We start from the raw sequence: 22099 nt of genomic DNA on the forward strand, positions 1-22099 counted from the left end.
CCCCTCAAGAAATGTTTTCCCCATGAACCGCTGCTATCACGCCAAACCGCCTTCTATATTGAGCCGGGCTCAGGCCGGCCTGACGCTTGAAAATGCGCCGGAAAAAGGAAGGGTCTTCATAACCTACTTCGGCTGCGATATCTTCGATGCCCTTGTCGGTTGTCTCCAGCATCTGTTTCGCCTCTTCTATGCGAAGCGCTTGAACATAATCGACAGGGGTATATCCGGTCGCGATTTTGAAGCGTCGCTTGAAGCTGCGTTCAGGCAAGCCGGTTTGCTGTACCATACGTGTGACCGGCGCGGGCTCTGCGTAATGATCTGCAATCCATACCTGACATTGCGCGATTGCCATGTCTTCGTGTTGTCGAGGGCGGGTCATCGCCGCAAACGGCAATTGTCCATCGCTTCGGTCGCCGATGACGAAAATCTTTGAGGCCCGCACTGCTTCAGCCGGTCCGCAGTAACGGCCGATCAGATAGAGAGCGAGATCCTGCCAGGATGAAGCTCCACCTGTCGTGATCAACCGGCCATCGTGACCGCTGTCACATAGAATGCGCTCCGGTCGGAACTTCACGGCAGTGTAGCGATCGCGGAAAAGTTCGGACGCGCTCCAATGCGACGTTGCATTCTGGCCGTCCAGCAACCCGGCCTCTGCCAGAAGAACTGAACCGCTGCATGTCGAGCAGACAACGGCTCCCCGTTTCACCTGCTCACGTACCCATAAGATTTCACCCCGCCAACGCCCCTCAGGGCCGCCCTTTAACGGCAACTCAATGTCACAGACAATGATAACGTCCGGACGGTGGTCTGGTCCGATAACCGCATGTGGAGTTATCGGGATGCCAATGGCCGACGTGAAGCCCTGTGATTGGCGAGCGACGATCTGCGGCTTTATTGACCGTACTTCCGTGACTTCCCCGGTCAGCAACGGCCAGATATTGCCGACAGACCCCAGGACTTCGAACAGACCGAAGACAGCCATTGGTGCTGTTTCAGGCAAAACGAGGATACTGACAGTCAATGGCGCAGCGGGAAGTCTTTTAGGAAACATAAGGCCAAAATGGCATGAATGCCCCGGTTTTGTCCATCTCGCCTCTAACCCGAGGTAGCTCGAACACGTAACCTCCTGCCAGTGCTTAATCAAGGAGGACGTGATGCTCGACAAGACCATAGCCTATGCCACAGTAACAGCTGAACGCCGCATTAGAGCACATGTCAACAATGTGTTTGCGGCCTGGGCAGATAAGGACGCCATTATGCAATGGAGTGCCCCGGGCGAAGCGTGGGAAATGTCCTATGATGAGTTCGATTTCCGGACAGGACATACGGATATCTGCACCTTCGGAGTAACCGGCACAGTGCCTTACATTAACACCGTTCGATATGAAGACATTCGAACCGATGAGCGTATCGTTTACACCGCGACGATCTCGCATGCCGGTGCACTGATCTTTGTTGGAACCGTGATCATCACACTTAACGACAAAGGTCATGAAACGCTGTTGCAATTTACTGAATCAGGCTTTTACTTCGATGGCGCTGATACGCCGGAGGGACACGAGGCCGGATGGGAAGCGATGCTTGATGGCCTCGCGGCTTATGTTGAACTTAAAGCGGGCGCAACGCGTCAAATGGAGAGGGTTTAATAATGAGGTATTTCTATTCTCCCGACACCTGTGCTTTAGCCGGGCATATCGCCCTTGCCGAAGCAGGTCATGAACCGGAACTTATCAAGGTCGATGTTTTCACCAGAACGATCAATGAGCCCGGGGACTACAATAACGTAAATCCCAAGGGTTATGTGCCTTTGCTGGAGTTTGACGACGGCAGGAAACTTACAGAGAACGTTGCAATCCTTCGTTGGATTTCTAAAAATTCAGAACGCTTCTCAAAATCGCCACCGGACGATGACAGGCTTACGGAAACGTTGGCTTTCATATCGAGTGAAATTCAAAAGCCGTTTGTCTTTTCCTTTTTTCTACCCGGCGATGAAGCGAAAAAAGACTTGAGTGAAATGGTCGCCGGACGGTTTGCCTATCTTACCCAAGTGCATGACAAAAAATTCCTGTTGGGCAATGACTTTAGTGTGGCTGACGCGTTTCTCTATGTGATGCTCCGCTGGGCCCGCATGGTGAACATGGAGGTGTCGACTCGGCTTCTGGAGTATCGGGACACAATTGAGCAATTGCCCTCGGTACAGCGGGCATTGCAGGAAGAAGGATTGGCTACCTGATGAGATCGTGGTTCCGGCCTCTCTAAAACCCGATATGAGAGGTCAGGCCATAGTTCACAGAAGTTTCATCAGAATTCTTTTCAATAGCTGACGATTTTGTGGATGATATCTATCATAGGCAAAATCGTCGGTTTTGTCGGGTAAAACCTTAACCAATCAGGTGTTTTGATTGCGGGCAAAGATGATATGAAACTCTTGTTGGCATTTGAACGTTTGTTTTTTTGTCCCGCTGACGAGGTTTCAAATACCGGGTGTTAAACCGGCTACGGGTTATGTGCGTGTTGAGAATGAAATGGATCTAAGCATACTGGCAACGGGGATTGTGCGGATACTCGGGGTAACCGCGCTCGTCATCCTTTCCTATTCGATAGTCATTCGCAATTTTCCGAAAGGTTGGAAAAAGGGCGCGGCGGTTGGCGTGCTTTTCGCTGTCGGTGCTATTTTGTCGATGAACGATCCGGTAACAATAGCGCCGGGCGTGTTCTTCGATGGACGCACAGCGCTGCTGGCGATTGTCTATCCTTACGGCGGACCAATCGGGACAGTGATCGCCGCAGTTTTGATAGCGGGTTATCGCATATGGCTTGGCGGAATTGGTGCAGTGCCCGGTCTGGCTTCAATCACGCTCCTCTGCATCATCAGCTATGCAATGACCCGTATTCCGGTCAGAAAGATTCCAATCGGCATTGGGCGCTCTGTATTGACCGGACTTGCTGCCTCCATTTCGATAGTTTCGGTTCTTCTGCTGCCCGAGCAGGTCGTGGAAACAATTATCGGACCACCTTTGATCGCGATCGTCGTGGCCAATATCCTCAATGTCGTCATCATCGTCGACTTCTTGGAGAGGGAAAAATCCCGCTTGAGAATAATTCGCGCCTTGGAGCACGAAGCTTCGGTTGACCCCTTGACCAAACTGCAAAACCGCCGGGCATTCGATAAAGCAGCGCTCAGGGCAATGAATGATAACCGCGCAAACTCGACCCATTGTTCGCTGATAATGATCGATATCGACCATTTTAAAACCATCAATGACAGGCTGGGGCATTATACGGGCGATACGGTACTGGCCGATGTTGCTGCTATAATCCAGAAGAATGTACGACTTACCGACGTCGTCGTGCGCTATGGCGGCGAGGAAATATTGCTCTTGCTCACTGATACAGAACAGGACGTTGCCAATGAACTGGCGGAACGTGTGAGAAGCGAGATTGAAAACACGGACTTCCTCACTGGGCAGGAAAGCGTTCACGTGACCGTAAGCGCGGGTGTAGCCAGTCTCGGTGATAAATATGCAAGTATGGAAGCCTTGCTCAAGGCTGCCGACAAGGCGCTCTACCACGCAAAATTGAGTGGCCGAAATCGCGTGGAAGTAGCTTGAGCGAAAGGGCTCTAAATGCCCTCACCATGCGTGTGCCCTTCATGGGTCAATGTTGCGATGAAACGCTTGGTGCGCTCCTGCTTCGGCTGAGTGAAGATATCACGCGAAGAGCCCGTTTCAACGATAACCCCGCCATCAAGTACGATCACTTCATTCGCAATGCGCGACGCCAGGCGCAAATCATGCGTGGCCATGACCATCGTCGTGCCTTCCCGTGCCAATTGGGCCAGCACGTCGACCACTTCACCGGATAGCTCAGGGTCAAGGGCTGAGGTTGGTTCGTCACAAAGAAGCACTTTCGGCGATGGCGCCAAAGCGCGGGCAATTGCCACGCGCTGTTGCTGTCCACCGGAAAGCGTTGAGGGCCAGACCTCGGCTTTATGAGCAAGGCCGACTTTTTCCAGAAGAGCTGTTGCGCGCTCCCTCGCTTTTTCCTTTGGCCATTTGAGAACGGTTGTCAGCCCCTCGGTGACGTTTTCGATAACTGTCCGGTGAGGAAAAAGCTGGAAGTTTTGAAACACCATCCCCGTATGACGCCGCAACAGTTGAATTTGCTTCATGGCAGGTCTGCTGCCCGCCTGGAATTCGAGTCGGTCTCCCGCAATTTCAACACTGCCTGCGGTGGGTATTTCGAGAAGATTGATGCAGCGGAGCAAGGTGCTTTTGCCACCTCCCGATGGGCCGACGAGCGCCATTACTGCGCCTTCCGCAACATCTAAAGAAACGCTCTTGAGGACCTGAAGGTCGCCGAAGTTCTTTTCGATGTTCTTCAGTTGAATCATCATGACCGGGCCTCCAGAAAGCCACCATAGCGATTGAGACGCGTTTCCAGCCTCGCCTGTAGCGATGAGAGTACGGAACTCAGGATCAGATAGATGATTGCAGCTTCTATATAGAGAATAAGAGGCTCATAGGTGGTAGCCACGATCCTCTGTGCCGCTTGGAAAAGCTCGGGCACGGTAATTGCGGCAGCGAGAGACGTGTCCTTCACGAGCGATATAAACGTATTCGACAAGGGTGGCACGGCAACGCGGGCAGCTTGTGGCAGGATCGTTCGCCGCATGGCTTGCGACCAGTTCATGCCAATCGAATAGGCCGCTTCCCACTGTCCCTTTGGGACGGAGGAAATGACGGCGCGAAGAATTTCTGAGGTATATGCGCCAATGTTCAACGTGAAGCCGATCAATGCAGCGGTAAAGGCATCCAGAACGATCCCACCACTTGGCAGACCGTAAAAGATCAGGAAGAGCTGGACCAGAAGCGGGGTGCCGCGAATGATCCAGACGTAGAACTTGACGATGGCTGCAAAAGGCGCCGGCGCAAAAAGCCGGACAAGCGCGGCGATAAGACCCACAGTCAGCCCGAGCACGAAGGACAAAAGCGTCAGTGGAATAGTGAAGATCAAGCCGGCCCATAACAGCGACGGCAAAGATTCAAGCATCAAATTCAGCCAACCGGGCACGGACCTGCTCTCCCCTGAAAAACAAAGGCAGGGGAACAAACCCCTGCCCTGTTAGAGCGTAAATTTCGTTCGCCGTAAACGATGATTACTTGGAAACGTCCTGACCGAAATATTTGTCGGCAATCTGTTTGTAAGTGCCATCCGCCTTGATTTTCTCAAGCGATTTGTTGATTTGCGCCAGCAATTCAGGCTCGCCCTTGCGGATGATGATGCCCGAGAAGTCTGCATCCTTCTGCTCAGCTGCAATTTTTACATTGGCATCCGGCTTGTGCTTCTTGAAATCGAGGAAGGAAAGACTGTCATTGACGGTGGCGTCTGCACGGCCACTGAGCAAAAGCTGAATGGACTGGTCAAAACCATCTGTGCCAACGAGCTCTGCACCATTGCTCTGGGCAATCTTGCCAAAGTTGCTGGAAAGCGACTGAGCGGATTTCTTGCCCTTCAGGTCAGCAAAGTCTTTGATTTCTTCATTGTCACTCTTCACGATCAGCACTGCCTTGGAGGCGATGTAAGGCTCAGAGAAGTCATACTTTGCCTTGCGGGCTTCAGTAATTCCGACCTGATTAATAACCGTATCGTAGCGTTTTGCGTCAAGACCGGCAATCAAACCGTCCCACTTGCCTTCGAGGAACTCGGCCTTAACACCAAGGTCCTTGGCGATGGCCTCGCCAATCTCCACGTCGAAGCCTACAAGTTTGCCGGCGGCGTCATGATAGGTGAATGGCGCATAGGTGCCTTCGGTACCGATCTTGAGAACGCCTGCCGATTTGATTTCTTCAAGGTTCGACCCTGCCAGTGCGTGTGCAGGTGCTATTGCGAGGGCGCCTACGACAACGATTGATTTCAGCCAGTTCATTTTGTTTCCATCCGATTTCTATGCCATGCGTTTGTTGTACGCATTTAGGCTAATGATTGGAAAATGTCACTTTCGAGATCGCCTGTATAGGCATTCATGCGTCTTGATTTCAACTTTATGCGAAACTGATACCACATTTTAGGTGATATCAGGAATATTATTTCTGCCCATGAAGTCGTTAGAACGAGGAAGTTCTTTTAAACAATACGCAGACCCGTAGTACCGTGGAAAAGGTGGGCATCTGCGGCCTTGATGCCAAGACCAATTGTATCTCCCGGCCCCCGATCTGTTCTGCCCATTGCGAATATGCAAGTCTGATGACCAGAAAGTTTCGTATAGAATTGTGTCGATAGCCCCAGTGGCTCGATCACTTCTATCTGTGCCTTCAGGCCGTTACCGCCGCCTACCTCGATGTTTTCCGGACGAATTCCAATAGTCACCCGTTCGCTGTCTTCGACTTTCAATTCAGGCAGCAAATCAATGGTCTGGCCGTCACTCAGTTCAGCCCAGGCTTTATCGCCTTGGCGACGCACAACAGCCGGCAGGAAATTCATACCCGGAGAGCCGATGAACCCGGCTACGAAAATATTGGCTGGGTGGTCATACAATTCCAGTGGAGTTCCGACTTGCTGGATGACACCGTCATGCATGACGACTATCCGGTCAGCCATGGTCATTGCTTCGATCTGATCATGGGTTACATAGACCGAAGTCGTTTTCAATTGCTGGTGCAAAGCCTTGATTTCGGTGCGCATATGGACGCGAAGCTTTGCATCGAGATTGGATAGTGGCTCATCAAAAAGAAACACTTTGGGATCGCGCACAATGGCTCGGCCCATGGCAACACGCTGGCGCTGGCCGCCGGAAAGCTGGCGCGGAAGACGCTGTAAAAGCACGTCCAGCCCCAGCCGTTTGGCCGCACTGCTGACACGATCCAAAACCAGTTCCTTGGCGGTCTTCCGCAGCATCAGGCTGAAGCCCATGTTCGAACCAACATCCATATGCGGATAGAGCGCATAGGATTGAAACACCATTGCAATGTCGCGATCCTTTGGTGCAACGTCATTGACGACGCGGTCACCGATTTTGATCTCCCCTGCAGAGATTTCTTCAAGCCCGGCAATCATGCGCAGCAGGGTTGATTTTCCGCAGCCGGACGGGCCGACGAGCACGACAAACTCGCCATCGGGAATATCAAGATCGACAGCCGAGAGCACATTCATCGCTCCATAACTTTTCTGAACGTTGGTAATTGTGACAGAAGCCATATCGTTAAGTCCCTATTAGCCCTTCACCGCACCGGCCGTGAGGCCTGTGACGAGGTATCGTTGCAGGAAGGCGAAGAAGATACATGCGGGTATTAAAGCGAGCACCGAAGCAGCCATCATCTGACCCCAGTCCACCGCGAACTTGCCGATGAATGTGAGCAGGCCCACGGCAAAGGTTTTCTGGCTGTCACTGCTGATAAGCATCAATGCGAAGAGCAACTCGCTCCATGCGGCAGTGAAAACGAACCCTAATGTGGCACCCATGCCCGGCAAGGTGAGAGGAATGATGACGCGGCGCAAAGCCTGACTGCGGTTGCAGCCATCGATCATCGCTGCTTCTTCCAGATCTTTTGGAATGCCATCGAAGAATGACTGCATCAGGAATGTTGCGAAGGCGATGTTGAAGGCTGTGTAAATGATGATGAGACCGGTCAGGCTATTCGTGAGCCCAAGTTGGCCCATAATGCGATAGATGGGTGGAATGACCATGACCAATGGAAAGGTTTGCGTCAGAAGCAGCGTAACAGCCACAGTTGTTTTGCCGCGGAAAGAGAAGCGTGACATGGCATAGCCGGCTGCCGAGGCAATGATTGTAACAAGCACTGCAGTAATGACAGAGACGATTACGCTGTTGACGAAATAGCGCGGAAAATCCGTAGCGCGCAAAACAGTCGTGTAATTCTCCCATGTTGCCGAAGAGGGCCAAAGTGTTATGCCTTCGGAATAGAGAAGAGACTGCGGGGTAACCGAAATTTTAAGCGTCCAGAACAGTGGAAAGAGTGCAAAGATCACATAGGCAGCGACCGCACCATAAAGACCTATTCCGCCAAGAATCTTGGCTTTGCGTGAGCGACCGGCGATCATCAGGAATACCTCACGAGAGATTTGCGGATGCGGATCAAGACGATCGCGTAGAGGATGAGAAGTGCAAGCAAAAGCACTGCAACGGCGGACGCGTAACCCTTGTCCAGCGTCTTGAAAGCACTGACGTAAATGTAGGTCGCGACGGTATTGGTTGACCCGGCAGGCCCGCCTTCAGTCATGACGTAGATCAGGTCGGCAAATGTGGCGATCCAGATCGTGCGCAGCATGACCGTAATGGCGATGGTCGGCGCAAGGAACGGGAGCGTCACTTTCATAAAGCGCTGCCATGGACTTGCGCCATCGATAGCAGCTGCTTCGTGCAACTCTCCCGGAATGGACTTCAAGGCAGCCAGCAACGTGATGGCGAAGAATGGCACGCCGAACCAGACATTTGCGATGATTGGGCCCCACATTGCGGTAGCTGGATCGGCAAGGATATTGGTGGGTTCGGACTTCAATCCCAACGCAACAAGCCAGTGCGGCAATGGACCGACAATGGGATTGAAAAGCCATGCCCATGTGAGACCTGATAGGAAAGATGGCACTGCCCATGGCAGAAATACAATCGCCTGAACGATTTTCTTGCCATAGAAATCCCGGTCAAGCAGGAGCGCCAATCCAAGGCCGAGAAAGAACTGCAGGACGAGGCTGGCAACTGTCCACCACAGCGTATTCATCAATGCCTGACCAAGATTGGCATCGTGTAGAAGCGCCTCATACTGTCCGAGACCGACAAACTCAGACTTGAACGCCGAAAACTTGCGGAATGAATAGCTGATACCGAATATCAGCGGGACAACGAGCACAAGCAGAAGCAAAACAAGTGCGGGGCTCAGGTAGAGCCATGGTTCGAAAACAGTCGCGAAGCGGCGCTTGCCAACTTCCCGGCCATTTCCCTGCGGCAAGCCTGCCGCTGTTGATTGCATGACCATGTATAGGGCCCCTCAATAATGGAAATGCTCCGACACAGTGCGCCGGAGCATTCATTTAACTCAGATTATTTCTTGTTTTTGGCCATCCAGGCTTGCTGCTGTTCGGTGAGGAAAGCGGCCCATTCGTCAGCAACAGTTTTTGGGGTTTTCTGTCCCAACAGAACTTCCTGGAAATTCTTGACTGAAACGGAGTCGTAGAAATTGCCAAGGTTTTCCAGATGGGTTGGCGGCGTAACAAGTTCGAAAGTCTTCGGATCGTTGATTTCTTCAAACCATCCTTTGAAAGCTTCCGCGCCGAAATATGGGTCCTTGTCCGCACCATTATGAATAGGCAGGACGCCAACGTTCTTGGCAAACTCGATATTGTCCTCAGGTGAAAGCAAGGTGGCCATCAGCTTCCAGGCATCATCCTTGACTTCCGAATCTGCGAACATCGCCCAGCCCGCATAGCCCAGTGTTGGATAGGATTTGCCGTTTGGTCCGGTTGGCAAAGGAGCAACGCCGAAGTCTTCCGCCTTCATCTTTTCAGCAATACCGATGAGCGCATCGGGGTCCTGATCAAGCATTGCGCAGGTTCCGGAATAAAAACCGGTGACAATTTCATTGAATCCCCAGCTTACGCTGTCTTTTGGGGCGTAACCGTTTTTATAGATATCGGCCAGCATCTGAAGGCCTTTTACAGAGCCTTCTTCGTTGATCGTGGCGGTTCCGTCGGCATTGAAATAACCGCCCTTGCCATTCGCAATATTCATGAACATCTGAACGCCATTGAAGCCGCCCGGACCTCCGCGAAGGCAATAACCGTACTTGCCTTGGATTGCAGAAATCTTCTTGTTGGCTTCCATGAACTCGTCGAGCGTCTTCGGAGCTTCTTTAAGTCCGGCCTCGGCGAAGAGCTTCTTGTTCCAGAACATGGCGCGAATATAATAGCCGTAAGGGATCATATATTGCTTGTTATCGACAACCGAGCCGAACTGCTTGGCGCGATCGCCGAGCGTTCCTGCATCTTTCCACTTGGCGAGATAGGGCCCAAGATCTTCAAGCTGGGCGTTATTGGCATAAAGGCCCATCCAGCGCTCCGGCATCTCGACAATATCCGGCGTGTCACCAGCCTGAACCATGGTCAGAAATTTTTCAAAAGCCTGCCCCCATGGAAGCGATACGAGTTCCACCTTGGTGCCAGGGTTGGCCTGTTCGAAGCTCGCAATCTGTTTCTTCAAGAGTTCCGTACGTGGGGGGCTGGTAATAACCTCCACCATCTTGATTGTCGTGTCGGCAAAGGCTGCCGATACGGTCATGGACAATGCGGCGATCGCACTGGCCAGAAATGTTCCCATTTTCTTTTGCATTTTATGCTCCCATTTTGTTTTAAGTTCAGCGTTTTGCCGAGGTGAATGCGTTAGCGAGGTCCGCCCAAAGCTCCTCAACATTTTCAAGCCCGACATGCAGGCGGATCGTTCGGGGGCTTACGCCAAAGCGCCCGATCGAGTTTGCATCCGGCGTCTGCTGCAACGAAGCGAGCGCCGGAACCACAAGGCTTTCATGCCCGCCCCAGCTGACGCCGATGCGGAACAATTTGAGCGTATCGACGAAAGCGGGCACGTCGATATCGTCTGTAACCTCGAATGAAAACAGTCCAGAATAACCGCTGAGCGTGGCTTTGCCGGGATGGTTGGAATAGACCGGATGCATGACGCGCTCGACATTGCCGTGGGCCTTCAACCGCTCTGCTATGGTAAGGCCGCTCTTCATGTGATGCGGCAGCCGCAACGTCAGCGTACGCAGACCGCGCAGCAGCAGCCAGGCTTCAAAAGGCGAAAGTTTTGCGCCGAGATAAGAGTAGGTGCGCCCATTGATACGGTCGATCATCTCGCGCGAGCCGGAAACAACACCTGCAACAGTATCGCTATGACCGCCAAGATATTTGGATGCGGAATGCATAACAAGATCAATGCCATGGCTGATCGGTTTCTGGAAAAGCGGCGTTGCCCAAGAATTGTCAATGGTCGTTACAACGCCATGCTGTTTGGCAAGACGCGCATAATGGGCGATGTCTTGCAGTTCAAACATCATCGAGCTTGGGCTCTCAAGATAGAGCAGCTTGGCACCCGGCAAAGCTGCCGCTACCGCATCCGGGTCGGAGCCATCCACATAGTCAACCTTGATGCCAAGATGAGGCAATAAACGCTCAAACAGGCGGTAGGCATCACCGTAACAATTGCGGACCGAAACGATGCGATCCCCTGCTCCCACAAAGGCTAAAACCATTGCGCTGATAGCGCCCATGCCGCTGGAAAATGCCCTTGCAGCCTCAGCGCCTTCCAGCGCAGCAATCTTGTTTTCAAACTCCATAACGGTCGGATTATCGCCGCGGGAGTACATTGGTTGTTTTTTACGACCGGCAAAAGCGTCGGCCATTTCGGCGTAGTTTGAAAAGGTGAAAAGCGAGGTCTGATAGATCGGCGGTACAACCGAACCACCAGGAAAAGGATCATCATGCGCGAGAAGGGTTGCAGCTTGCGCCATCATGTCTTGATCGTGGAAGTAAGGATTATCGCTCATTCTACACTCGAACTCGGCTTTTCTGGGTTTGCTTTTTCAGGTTGGCTGCACCGCGCTTCAGATCGTCTTCGACCGTGGCGATGAGCTTCAATGCTTCGGCGCGGGCCGCGATAGGATCGCGCGCCGCAATCGCATTGTACAAGGTGCGATGATAAGGAAAGCTGGCGTGACCAAAGTCGCGCACGCCGAGCGGATGCTCCCAGAACCGGTGAAACATCTCATACATCGCAGCGATGATCTGCTCGAACAGTGGGTTACCAGAGGTGCGAAAAACAGCGAGGTGGAAGTCCCAATCTTCGTCAGCGGACATACCATGCCGCTCGTGAAAAGCTTCTTCCATCTTGATCAATTTCTGCTCGATCATCGCGATGTCATTATCGCTGACGCGTTCGGCAGACAGGGCCGCAGCCTCCGCCTCTAGACCCCTGCGGATTTCCAGAGTATGCATCAAGCTATTGAAATCATTGCCGGATGCCAAGGTTAAAGGCATGTGCAGCATGTTGCGGGTGACGGCAGCTTTCAAGTAAGTGCCACTGCCTTGCCGCCGTTCCACAAGGCCCAGTTCCTGCCAGCGCGTAAGAGCTTCGCGCACGGTGGTTCTGCTTACTTTCAGACGTTCGGCAAGGACACGTTCAGTCGGCAATCTGTCGCCGGGAGCCAACCCTTCATCCGTCACAAATCCCACAAGCGCCTGCAGCACCGCGTCATCGCGCGAATGTGTATGCACTGGAGAAAGGATCGGACTGATCAAGTGAACACGCTTTCTAAATTGGTTGGACCATTGTGCCAATTCAACACGAAACGAACAGGGAGTCAAACGGCAATATTGATTTAAACCGCGTTGGAAATTGTCTTTTTTCTTGACCCGGGTGGTTGATAATGAAATGGCCTCCTGAGGCTGGTTCATGAATTTTTCGCATGACCGCGCTAACAACAAGAGGACGTATATGGAAATTCAGAAGGTCATTTTTGAGTGACGACACACTCCTTGAAACCAGGGACTCAATCAGTGCAATTGAACGCTACACGCGCAAAAACGGGTCGTTTTGCAACTCACAACAACTAAAATACAGCCTGAGATTACAATTTTACTTCCAAATTTGGCTTGTTTGCTCCCCCAATCCGTTCATTTGCTCGCACCCATCTTAATATTGAGGGAAACCAACTCGAAAAATCTGTTCTTGGCTCGCCATAGGAGGCAAACTTCATGTGGGCCACAACCGACCGTTGTGTCAGCGCGATACCCGCACCTTGAGGTGTGGTAATGAACGCCCTCGGTATCGAGACACAACGCCCGATCAAACCAGAAGCAGTGGTCCCGATCGGTCGCTCCATCCAATGCAACAACGGGCTTGCACCCGGATGCTCAATTTTATCGTAAGGTGGAATATGCCCCCCGGCCTCGTCGGGTTGCTTACACCAGATTATGCATGTGAAAATTGTTGGGCGATTGGGGTCGAACCGCGACCCACCACGGCAACTTTTGTTGGCCGGAATTCGGAACGCCTTTGCGGTGCGTTCAATTGCAGACCTCTCTGACAATCGGAAATGGCGAGCGCCTTCGACTAAGGTCTGGGTTATCCAATGGCTCACGCAAATATAGACTTCGGATGCGAGTAAGCGAAATTTCCACTCTTGAGCTGTTCTTCCGCGCGCGGATTGCCAACCGAAATTGATACGGTGGAGCAGGCAGTGATCAGTTATTTGGTAGTTACTACAAATTCCTCGCCTATCAACCTGACACAGAATTGAAGCTCCACAACACTTTAGGTCGAGACTTATTTTGGGGAGGCATTTCTATAATTGCCTGAAACCATATGCGGCTAGAACCTTGACGAACCAAAATGGTTACACAATAATCTAAGTGAACCAAGGAGGTTATTCTCATGACTGCTTTCACCGTTCGCGTACCAGATGAGACCGCGACCAAACTCGATCAGCTCGCGGAAAAACTTGACCGCTCACGCTCATACATGGCTGCGCAGGCCATCGAGGACTACATAGCCCGCGAAGAATGGCAGCTTGCTGAAATTGAAGCTGGATTGATCGAGGCCAATCATGGAGAATTCGCCAGCGCTGAAGATCTGGCGAAGGTAGTGAGGAAGTACGTGAAGTCTGCCCGTCAATCATGAGTGGGATGAGAATCCGCTGGACGTTGAGGGCGCTGAGACGGCTCGATGAAATCGGCAGTTACATAGAGCAGGACAATCCCGATGCGGCAGCTCGCGTGGTCGCAAGGATCGTGGCGGCCGTGGATATTCTCGCGGAATTTCCGGCAAGCGGTCGGCCAGGTCGCATCAAAGGCACCCGCGAGATTGCTCTTGCGGATATTCCTTACATCATCCCGTATCGCATTAGTCGGGACATCGAGATTCTCACCATCATGCATGCTCATCAGCGCTGGCCGCAGACATTTTAACCGTGTCCGGTTTCAATTTAACCAGGTAGTCGTTTCATCATTGAACCCGATTGCCCTTTATCATTATGGGTCGGCATGATGGATTTCAATATATCGTCTCAAACTTGGTTTCCGGTAGTCACGCTTGTTCTAGGTTTGGTCCTCAAAGGAGCATTCGACGCACTTACAGATCGTCGGACCCGCGAACGGGAGCGCAAGGCACGACGTGAACAACGTCGTGATGCAATCGTCTGCGGAGGGCTGAATTCCAACGTGCTACGCTTTTGGAACTGAGAGAGGCGATTCCGCAACTAGGGCGAGCTACGGTCAGATTCATTATCACGATACCATCAATTCGCGAAAGTCCGGCGTATGGCATCGCAGTAAGTTGCCAGACGACATCAATGAAGGGTCGCTTGCAGCCACAATCAAGATTACCTTGTTGTGGGTGAGGGTGCGTGACAATAAATTGCGCGATCTAATTGGTACGTTCAAGGCAGCATGTACTGGTGTACTATTGCCAGTAACGAACTTGAGGCGATGGACAGTTTTCAAAATACCATGTCTGCATTAGAGGGGCTTGATGAAAGATTGGTCGTTATACTGAGATCGCTGGATGATGACGAAGATCATGTGACTGCAACTTAGGAAATTTGCTGCAACAAAACCTGTACCACAGCGATCTTATTTGATTTCATGAGAGACGATGTGCCAGTTTCTGTGTGGGCTATTTCATGGCAAATAAATGTGGCGACAGCACTTACGTTTGGTGCTCTGTTTTATTGCACTCGAAGTGCGGCGCGGTCATAGCAATTTGTACTTTGACCCTGCCGGGAATGGCAGCGTTGCGCAGCTACACTTTGCCGGTTTAATGCCTGACACCACGCTGCTTGCTTCTGATTTGACGTTTTGGCGAAATGTTTTTGTAGATCCCGGCACTTTGATGCTTCCATGATCGGGCGCGCTGAATAGTATCGAGTTGCCAAGGCTATAAGTGTATTATGCTTGACGGCTCCGGACTTCTCAGCGAGCGAAAACTATACTATTAAGCGGCTGTGGATAGCGCGCGCGTCAGGCCTGCAATAAAAAAAGGGCGAGGCCCCGCGAAGGAGGACTCGCCCTTAACTGATGTAACAATCAATCGAGATCGAACGCGGCGCCGATCAATGTCTTTGTATATTCATGATGCGGATTATCGAATATGTCGTCCGTCTGACCCTCTTCAACAATCTTGCCGTTCTTCATCACAACCACATAGTCCGACATGGCTTTGATGACTGCCAGATCGTGACTGATGAAAATATAGGACAACCCATGCTTTGCCTGAAGATCACGCAACAGATCAATGACCTGTCCTTGCACCGAGCGATCCAATGCGGATGTCGGCTCATCGAGAATGATGACTTTAGGCTTTAGAATGACAGCACGGGCAATCGCGATACGTTGCCGTTGTCCGCCTGAAAACTCATGCGGATAACGGTTACGGGAAGCAGGGTCCAGGTTCACCTCTTTCAAGGCAGCAATCGCCCGCTTGTCACGGTCTGCCCGAGTCAGCTGCGGTTCGTGGATAAGCAGGCCTTCGGTGATAATTTCACCGACAGTCTGCCGCGGTGAAAGCGAGCCATAGGGGTCCTGAAACACGAGCTGCAATTGTTTGCGCAACGGGCGCATTGCAGAGCGGCCAAAACTCGAAATGTTCTTGTCGGCGAAATGGTAGTGCCCGCTACTCGGTAACAGACGCAAGAGCGCCCGCCCCAAGGTGGATTTGCCCGAACCGGACTCACCTACAATGCCGATAGTCTGGCCTTCCTGCAAACGGATGGTGACGCCATCGACAGCGCGGAAAAGCGTGTGCGCACTGGAGAAGAACCCGCCGCCAATCGCAAAATCGACTGAAACATTGCGCCCTTCCAGCACGACTGGAGCAGTATCGGCCGGTGGTTCCTTGCCGCCGCTTGGTTCGGCGGCCAACAGCATTTTTGTGTAGTCTTCCTGCGGGCGCTCAAAAATATCTTCCACAGTGCCTTTTTCAACCACTTCGCCCTTACGCATTACGACAACACGTTCGGCAAAGTGTTTGACCACGCCAAGGTCGTGGGTAATCAGGACGATGGCCATGCCGAAGCGCTTTTGCAGGTCGCGAAGCAAGTCCAATATCTGAGCCTGAATGGTCACATCCAGCGCCGTGGTTGGCTCATCGGCAATCAGCAGATCCGGCTCGTTGGCAAGTGCCATGGCGATCATGACACGCTGACGCTGACCGCCAGACAGCTCGTGCGGATAGCTGTTCATACGCCGCTCCGGTTCGGGAATGCCGACCAGTTTGAGCAGTTCCAGCACCCGCACTTTTGCCTGCTTGAAGCTGGTGCCTTTGTGATGAACGATGGGCTCGGCGATCTGTCGCCCGATCGTATAGAGAGGATCAAGCGAGGTCATGGGCTCCTGAAAGATCATGGTGATCTTTGAGCCGCGGACAGTATTGAGCGCTTTCAGCGGAAGCCCGATCAGTTGCTTGCCACGATATTCGGCAGAGCCGGTTACCTTGCCGTTGGAAGCAAGCAGACCCATAATGCCCATCATGGTTTGGCTTTTGCCAGACCCGGATTCCCCGACAACAGCCAGCGTCTCACCGGGTTTCACATCGAGATCGATACCCTTTACGGCGTTCACGTCGCCGTCAGGGGTTGTGAAGTCTACTTTAAGCCCGCGTACGGACAGTACAGTTTCAATCTTGTCCGTCATCTTAGCGGTCCTTTGGATCGAGTGCATCGCGCAGTCCATCGCCGATGAAGTTCAGCGAGAACAGTGTGACGACAAAGAAGACAGCGGGGAAAATCAGCAGCCAGGGTGCAGATTGCATCTTGTTTGCTCCTTCCGAGATCAATGCTCCCCAGCTTGTCAAAGGCGCTTGGACGCCAAGCCCAAGGAACGACAGAAAGCTTTCCAGCAGAATTACCTTTGGCACCACCACTGTCACGAACACGATGACCGGTCCAATCGTATTGGGAATGATGTGACGACGGATAATCTGCCAGTCAGTCAGTCCCAATGCCTGCGCTGCGCCTATGAATTCCCGCCGTTTCAAAGCCAGTGTCTGACCACGCACGATACGGGCCATATCCAGCCATTCCACGGCACCGATGACAAGGAAGATCAGTATGAAACTTCGACCGAAGAACACAACGAGCACGACGACGAGGAACACGAATGGCAGCGAATAGAGAATTTCGATGAGACGCATCATCACGTTGTCAACACGCCCGCCGAGGTAACCCGATATTGCACCATAGGTCACGCCGACCGCCAGTGAAACGAGACTGGCGAGGAAGCCGACTGCAAGCGAAATCTGGCCGCCCAGCATGACGCGGGCGAGCATATCGCGGCCGTTATTATCCGTGCCGAATGGGAAATACTCACGATTGACGGTGCCGGTCAGTTTTAGTGTGGCACCATCCTCTTCGGTGGCTGTAACCTGCGTGTTGTCGAATTCATTGGCGCGGTCGAAGTAACGGGTCGAACGCGGATCAATGGGTTTGTCGGAATGGATTGTTGCGGTGAAAGTATTGCCGTCGACGGCAAACTCACGCAGCTCAACCCTTGCCCGGTCAGCAACGCCCTTCATGACATCGCCGAGACTGTCGGCTTTGGGAAGCGGTTCGATGCTTGGCGGAATGGCAACATAGGACGAGAACACCTGGTCATAGGTGTGGCTGATCACATAGGGGCCAAAGAACGAGAAAACCGTGATCAGGAAGAGCAGCACACTCCCCGTCATCGCTGCGCGGTTGCGGCGGAAGCGGATGGCGGCAAGCTGAAAAAGGCTGCGCCCTTTGGACTCTTCCGGTGGAATGATCGTTGCAGGAATATCAGTCATGACGAACCCTCGGATCGAGAAGGCCGTAGAGAATATCGACCACTAGGTTGAAGACGATGACGAAAATGGCGACGAGAACAACAGTTCCCATGACCAGTGTGTAGTCACGATTAATGGCGCCGAGGACGAAGTAACGTCCGACGCCGGGGATGGTGAAAATGCTTTCAACAACGGCGGAACCGGTGAGCAACGCTGCCGCGCATGGTGCGAGATATGAAACCACCGGTAGAAGAGCGCCGCGCATGGCATGGGTGATCACGACAGTACGTGAAGGCAAGCCGTAGGCCTTGGCCGTACGGATATGATCCGCGTGCAGGGCTTCAATCATCGAGCCGCGCGTCAGCCTGGCAAAAACCGCCAATTGCGGAAGCCCGAGCGTTATGACGGGCAGTATGAGGAACGGCCATGAGCCATCTCCCCACCCTCCCCCGGGCAGAAGCGAAAATGTCAGTGAAAAGATCAGCAGAAGTACCGGCCCGACAACGAAGTTTGGAACGGTGACACCGGTGGTTGCGACAGACATGGTCAGAAAGTCAAAGAACGAATTCTGACGCAAGGCTGCAAGGGTTCCAACCAGAACGCCGCCAATGAGCGCGAACAGAAGTGCGAAACTTCCCAGCTTGACCGAATAGGGCAGACCCTTGCCGATAAGCTCGGCAATTGTATTGTCCTTATAGATATAGCTCGGTCCGAAATCGCCGGTGACGGCATTTTTCAGATAGTTGAGATACTGGTTCCATAAGGGCTGATCCAGATGGTAGGCCTTCATGAGGTTTTCCATCGTCGCCGGCGGCAATGGTCGCTCAAGATTGAAAGGCCCTCCGGGTGCAAAGCGCATCAGGAAAAACGAAATCGTGACGACAATAAACAATGTCGGCACAGCACTCGCCAGTCGGCGAAGGACAAAATGAAACATTGAGATATACTCTCTCTCCTGTGCAGCTTCAGCAGCTGCACCTACTCACTCTATTGAACCGCTGCTTCCATCATAATCATTCCGCAAGGCTCAGAAATTTGCTCAGATGCTCGTTGGGCGCATTATCAACCCAACCTTTGATTTTGCTCGACACAAGCCACTGATTGGCGCTGGTCATCAGCGGTGCAACAGGGGTATCGCGTGCCAGCAGGGCTTCTGCCTGATGCAGAATTTTCGAGCGTGCTTCCGGATCGCGCTCATCATAGGATTTCTTCATCAGGGCATCAAATTCGGGATTGTTGTAGTATCCGTAATTGAATGTCTTGTTGGTACTGATATTCAGCGCCAGAAACGTTTCGGCATCGGCGTAATCAGCGATCCATCCTGCCCGCGCAACATTATATTTCCCGCCCTCCTGCAAATATGCGTAGTGGGACGAGACATCGAGATTGACCAGACTGGTATTGGCACCAAACGTTTTCTTCCACATATCGGCAACGGCTGTGGCGACGCGTTCGTGATTGGCACTGGTATTGTAACGGATTTCAATATTGAGCGGCTTGCCACCCGGGCCATATCCGGCTTCAGCCATCAACTTGATGGCCTGATCCTCGCGGTCCAGCTGCGACAAGTCCGCATAGGCCGGTTTGGACGGTTCGCCGTAACTGGCTATGCCGGGCGGAACGAGCGAATAGCCCGGCAATTGCGCGCCATTGTAGATTTTATTGGCAAGGAAATCCCGGTCGATAGCCATGGACAGCGCATTGCGTACGCGCACATCATCGAATGGTGCGTTGCGCGAGTCGAAGGCATAATAGTAGGTGCCGAGTTTGGGCGTAATATGCACTTCATCGCCAACGGATTTGCGCAAACGCTCTATCTGGTCGGCAGAGAAGTCATAGATCAGATTAAGCTCACGCGCTTCATAGCGCCGAACTGCCGCTGCCATATCTTCCAGAGGGTAGAAAACCACCTTGTCCAGCTTGACGTTGGCAGCGTCCCAATATTCGGGGTTTTTCCCAAGAGTCAGGTGATCGTTGGGAACATGTTCTACCAGCTTGAAAGCGCCATTGCTGACCAGTTTGCCCGGTTTGACGAACTCGGCACCATTTTTCTCGAAGCTTGCCTTGTTCACTGGAAGCGCAGTCTGATGCGCCAAAAGCTCCAGAAAGAACGGGGTTGAACGTTCGAGCGTCACTTCAAATGTCTTGGCATCGACGGCCTTTACACCAAGCTGGTCAGCAGGCAACTCACCCTTGTTGATCTTTTCGGCATTTTTGATGGGGTAAAGCAGGTTGGCATATTTGGCTGCCGTTTTCGGGTCCTCAATACGGCGGTAAGAGAAGGCAAAGTCTTCTGCCGTTACCGGCGTACCGTCGGACCAGTTTGCCTTGTCACGTAGCTTGAAGGTGTAGACCGTGCCATCGTCGGATACTTTCCAGCTTTCTGCAGCGCCGGGAATAATTTTGCCGCTGGCATCGTAGATTGTCAGACCCTCATAGAGGTCCTTGACGATGAAAGCCTCGATATCAATGGATGTCTGGGATTGGTCGAGCGTATTGGGTTCGCCGCTATTGCCGCGATGCAAAACAGCTTCTGCAAGAGCTGGACTTGCGGCAAGCATCAGCGTGCCAAGGAGTGCTGCGACCCGTAAATTGAATTTGGCAGACATAATTATTGTCCTTTCTGTTCCTGTACGAACACGTTGCGCGGTGCGCAGCGGGCAGGCAATTTACTCTTGAATGCTGAAATACTTGCTGAGGTGATCATTCGACCCGTTATCCACCCAGCCCTTGACCTTGTTTGACACAAGCCAGAGCTGGCCGAAATTCATCATCGGGGCGATAGGCTGATCCCGCAAAACCATTGCCTCTGCTTCATGCAGGAGTTTGGAACGAGCAGCCGGATCTTTCTCCGTGTAGGACTTTTCTACCAGAGCGTCATATTCGGGATTGTCATAGCGCCCGTAATTGAAGGTCGGATTCTTCTTCATGTTGATCGTCATGAAGTTTTCCGCATCGGCGTAATCCGCGGTCCAACCGGCGCGTGCCACGTTGAATTTTCCACCCTCTTTAAGATAGGCGTAGTGAGCGCTGATATCGATTTGCGAAAGGGTGACCTTGGCACCGAAAACGGTCTTCCACATATCCGCAACAGCTGTCGCCACTGCTTCATGATTGGGGTTGGTATTGTACCTGATTTCAATTTCAAGCGGCTTGGCATCTTTGCCATAACCGGCTTCCTTCATCAGCTCGACCGCCTTGTCTTCGCGATCAATCTGGGTCCACGTGGCAAAATCCGGCTCTTCCGGCTTGCCATAATTGGTGATGCCAAGCGGCACCAATGAATAGGCCGGCAGCTGTGCGCCCTTGTAGATTTCCTGTGAGAGGAAATCGCGGTCGATCGCCATGGAAAGCGCGCGCCGCACCCGCACATCGCTGAAGGGTTCAACGCGCGTATCGAAAGAATAGAAATAGGTTGAGAGAGCAGGATTCACGTGAACCTGATCGCCATGCGATGCACGCAGGCGCTCGATCTGATCGGCGGAAAAATTATAGACGAGCTGTATCTCGCCAGCTTCAAAACGGCGTACAGCGGCCGCCTGATCTTCGGCCGGATAGAAGATGACCTTATCAAGCTTCACATTGGCGGCGTCCCAGTAATCCGGGTTTTTGACCGCAGTCAGGTGATCGTTCTGTACATGCTCAACCAGTTCGAAAGCGCCATTGGAGACGAGCTTGCCGGGCTTGATGAATTCCGCGCCGTTCTTTTCCAGGCTCACCCTGTTAACCGGCAAAGCAGTTTGATGCGCCAGCAATTGCAGGAAGAATGGTGTGGGGCGTTCGAGAGTTATTTCGAGGGTCTTGGCGTCAATGGCTTTCATGCCCAGCTCTTCAAGCTTGGCCTCGCCTTTGTTCACCTTCTCGGCATTTTTGATCGGGTAAAGAATATTGGAGTAGCCCGCAGCAGTCTTCGGGTCTTCAACACGGCGGAAGGAGAAGACAAAATCCTCAGCGGTAACGGGCGTACCGTCTGACCAATTGGCCTTGTCATTTATCTTGAAGGTGTAGACCGTACCATCATCAGACAGGGTCCAGCTTTCGGCGGCACCGGGAACGATATTTCCTGCTGCGTCATAGGACGTAAGACCCTCATAAAGGTCCTTGAGGATGAAGGCTTCGATTTCCAGCGAGGTCTGGGACGGATCGAGGGTTTGCGGTTCGCCGCTATTGCCCCGGTGCAGGACCGCTTCGGCAAATGCCGGTGCAGCTCCCAGCAAGAGCGATCCGGCAAGTGCGGTTGATAGAGTGAACTTCGAAAAGAACATCGTGAACTAGCTCCTATTCTGATCGCAT

Annotated in this window: 20 protein-coding genes; 5 read left to right on the forward strand and 15 right to left on the reverse strand. The window is 52.5% G+C overall.

The features are described from left to right. Positions 1 to 4 precede the first annotated feature (4 nt). Positions 5 to 982, reverse strand: a complete 978-nt coding sequence (locus tag PMI41_RS15250) for a helix-turn-helix domain-containing protein (protein WP_052025908.1) — start codon at positions 980 to 982, stop codon at positions 5 to 7. Between the two features lie 172 nt (positions 983 to 1154). Here PMI41_RS15250 and PMI41_RS15255 point away from each other — a divergent pair, with 172 nt between their 5' ends. The 3 genes from PMI41_RS15255 to PMI41_RS15265 all read left to right on the forward strand — a co-directional run bounded on the left by PMI41_RS15255 (position 1155) and on the right by PMI41_RS15265 (position 3611). Next, on the forward strand, positions 1155 to 1646 hold the full coding sequence (locus tag PMI41_RS15255) for an SRPBCC domain-containing protein (RefSeq protein WP_008126308.1): 492 nt from the start codon (positions 1155 to 1157) through the stop codon (positions 1644 to 1646). A 2-nt stretch (positions 1647 to 1648) separates the two neighbouring features. After that, positions 1649 to 2233: a glutathione S-transferase C-terminal domain-containing protein gene (locus PMI41_RS15260; RefSeq protein ID WP_008126311.1), complete on the forward strand. Its 585-nt coding sequence runs from the start codon at positions 1649 to 1651 to the stop codon at positions 2231 to 2233. Between the two features lie 292 nt (positions 2234 to 2525). After that, positions 2526 to 3611: a diguanylate cyclase gene (locus PMI41_RS15265; RefSeq protein ID WP_008126312.1), complete on the forward strand. Its 1086-nt coding sequence runs from the start codon at positions 2526 to 2528 to the stop codon at positions 3609 to 3611. Between the two features lie 11 nt (positions 3612 to 3622). Here PMI41_RS15265 and PMI41_RS15270 read toward each other — a convergent pair whose 3' ends face one another. From PMI41_RS15270 to PMI41_RS15310, 9 genes are all read right to left on the reverse strand, one after another. Further along, positions 3623 to 4393, reverse strand: coding sequence for an amino acid ABC transporter ATP-binding protein (locus PMI41_RS15270; RefSeq protein ID WP_040855323.1), 771 nt, complete (start codon positions 4391 to 4393; stop codon positions 3623 to 3625). Beyond that, entirely contained in the window at positions 4393 to 5073 is a 681-nt protein-coding gene (locus PMI41_RS15275) for an amino acid ABC transporter permease (RefSeq protein ID WP_008126314.1), read from the reverse strand. The genes PMI41_RS15270 and PMI41_RS15275 overlap by 1 nt, the downstream gene beginning before the upstream one ends. A gap of 85 nt (positions 5074 to 5158) precedes the next feature. Continuing rightward, positions 5159 to 5929: an amino acid ABC transporter substrate-binding protein gene (locus PMI41_RS15280; protein ID WP_008126315.1), complete on the reverse strand. Its 771-nt coding sequence runs from the start codon at positions 5927 to 5929 to the stop codon at positions 5159 to 5161. A 197-nt stretch (positions 5930 to 6126) separates the two neighbouring features. Next, the gene (gene ugpC, locus PMI41_RS15285) at positions 6127 to 7197 is read right to left on the reverse strand and encodes a sn-glycerol-3-phosphate ABC transporter ATP-binding protein UgpC (protein ID WP_008126317.1); all 1071 of its coding nucleotides are present in this window, start codon (positions 7195 to 7197) and stop codon (positions 6127 to 6129) included. A gap of 15 nt (positions 7198 to 7212) precedes the next feature. Further along, positions 7213 to 8061, reverse strand: coding sequence for a carbohydrate ABC transporter permease (locus PMI41_RS15290; protein WP_008126319.1), 849 nt, complete (start codon positions 8059 to 8061; stop codon positions 7213 to 7215). Further along, complete coding sequence (locus PMI41_RS15295; RefSeq protein ID WP_086003533.1) at positions 8061 to 8987, reverse strand: sugar ABC transporter permease; 927 nt, start codon at positions 8985 to 8987, stop codon at positions 8061 to 8063. Before PMI41_RS15295 ends, PMI41_RS15290 begins: the two co-directional genes overlap by 1 nt. A gap of 71 nt (positions 8988 to 9058) precedes the next feature. Next, positions 9059 to 10330, reverse strand: coding sequence for a sugar ABC transporter substrate-binding protein (locus PMI41_RS15300; RefSeq protein WP_040855329.1), 1272 nt, complete (start codon positions 10328 to 10330; stop codon positions 9059 to 9061). A 37-nt stretch (positions 10331 to 10367) separates the two neighbouring features. Further along, positions 10368 to 11555, reverse strand: a complete 1188-nt coding sequence (locus PMI41_RS15305) for a PLP-dependent transferase (protein WP_008126325.1) — start codon at positions 11553 to 11555, stop codon at positions 10368 to 10370. Position 11556: 1 nt separating this feature from the next. After that, positions 11557 to 12462, reverse strand: a complete 906-nt coding sequence (locus tag PMI41_RS15310; protein ID WP_008126326.1) for a FadR/GntR family transcriptional regulator — start codon at positions 12460 to 12462, stop codon at positions 11557 to 11559. Between the two features lie 979 nt (positions 12463 to 13441). On the opposite strand from PMI41_RS15310, the gene PMI41_RS15315 reads away from it, so the two are divergent. Together PMI41_RS15315 and PMI41_RS15320 are read left to right on the forward strand one after the other, a co-directional pair. Further along, positions 13442 to 13687: a CopG family ribbon-helix-helix protein gene (locus PMI41_RS15315; RefSeq protein WP_008126327.1), complete on the forward strand. Its 246-nt coding sequence runs from the start codon at positions 13442 to 13444 to the stop codon at positions 13685 to 13687. Then, positions 13684 to 13974, forward strand: a complete 291-nt coding sequence (locus PMI41_RS15320; protein ID WP_008126329.1) for a type II toxin-antitoxin system RelE/ParE family toxin — start codon at positions 13684 to 13686, stop codon at positions 13972 to 13974. The genes PMI41_RS15315 and PMI41_RS15320 overlap by 4 nt, the downstream gene beginning before the upstream one ends. Positions 13975 to 15090: 1116 nt before the next feature. On the opposite strand, the gene PMI41_RS15330 is transcribed toward PMI41_RS15320, so the two are convergent. The 5 genes from PMI41_RS15330 to PMI41_RS15350 all read right to left on the reverse strand — a co-directional run bounded on the left by PMI41_RS15330 (position 15091) and on the right by PMI41_RS15350 (position 22071). Then, positions 15091 to 16695 carry an ABC transporter ATP-binding protein gene (locus PMI41_RS15330; RefSeq protein ID WP_008126330.1) on the reverse strand — a complete coding sequence of 535 codons (1605 nt, stop codon included), beginning with the start codon at positions 16693 to 16695 and terminating at the stop codon, positions 15091 to 15093. A gap of 1 nt (position 16696) precedes the next feature. After that, positions 16697 to 17827: an ABC transporter permease subunit gene (locus PMI41_RS15335; RefSeq protein WP_008126331.1), complete on the reverse strand. Its 1131-nt coding sequence runs from the start codon at positions 17825 to 17827 to the stop codon at positions 16697 to 16699. Continuing rightward, the gene (oppB, locus tag PMI41_RS15340) at positions 17820 to 18743 is read right to left on the reverse strand and encodes an oligopeptide ABC transporter permease OppB (protein WP_008126333.1); all 924 of its coding nucleotides are present in this window, start codon (positions 18741 to 18743) and stop codon (positions 17820 to 17822) included. The genes PMI41_RS15335 and oppB overlap by 8 nt, the downstream gene beginning before the upstream one ends. 76 nt (positions 18744 to 18819) lie before the next feature. Next, positions 18820 to 20418, reverse strand: a complete 1599-nt coding sequence (locus PMI41_RS15345; protein ID WP_040855044.1) for a peptide ABC transporter substrate-binding protein — start codon at positions 20416 to 20418, stop codon at positions 18820 to 18822. A 57-nt stretch (positions 20419 to 20475) separates the two neighbouring features. After that, the gene (locus tag PMI41_RS15350) at positions 20476 to 22071 is read right to left on the reverse strand and encodes a peptide ABC transporter substrate-binding protein (RefSeq protein ID WP_008126336.1); all 1596 of its coding nucleotides are present in this window, start codon (positions 22069 to 22071) and stop codon (positions 20476 to 20478) included. Positions 22072 to 22099: the final 28 nt, after the last annotated feature.

Origin of the sequence: Phyllobacterium sp. YR531 (genome assembly GCF_000282595.1) — a bacterium.
Lineage (GTDB): Bacteria > Pseudomonadota > Alphaproteobacteria > Rhizobiales > Rhizobiaceae > Phyllobacterium.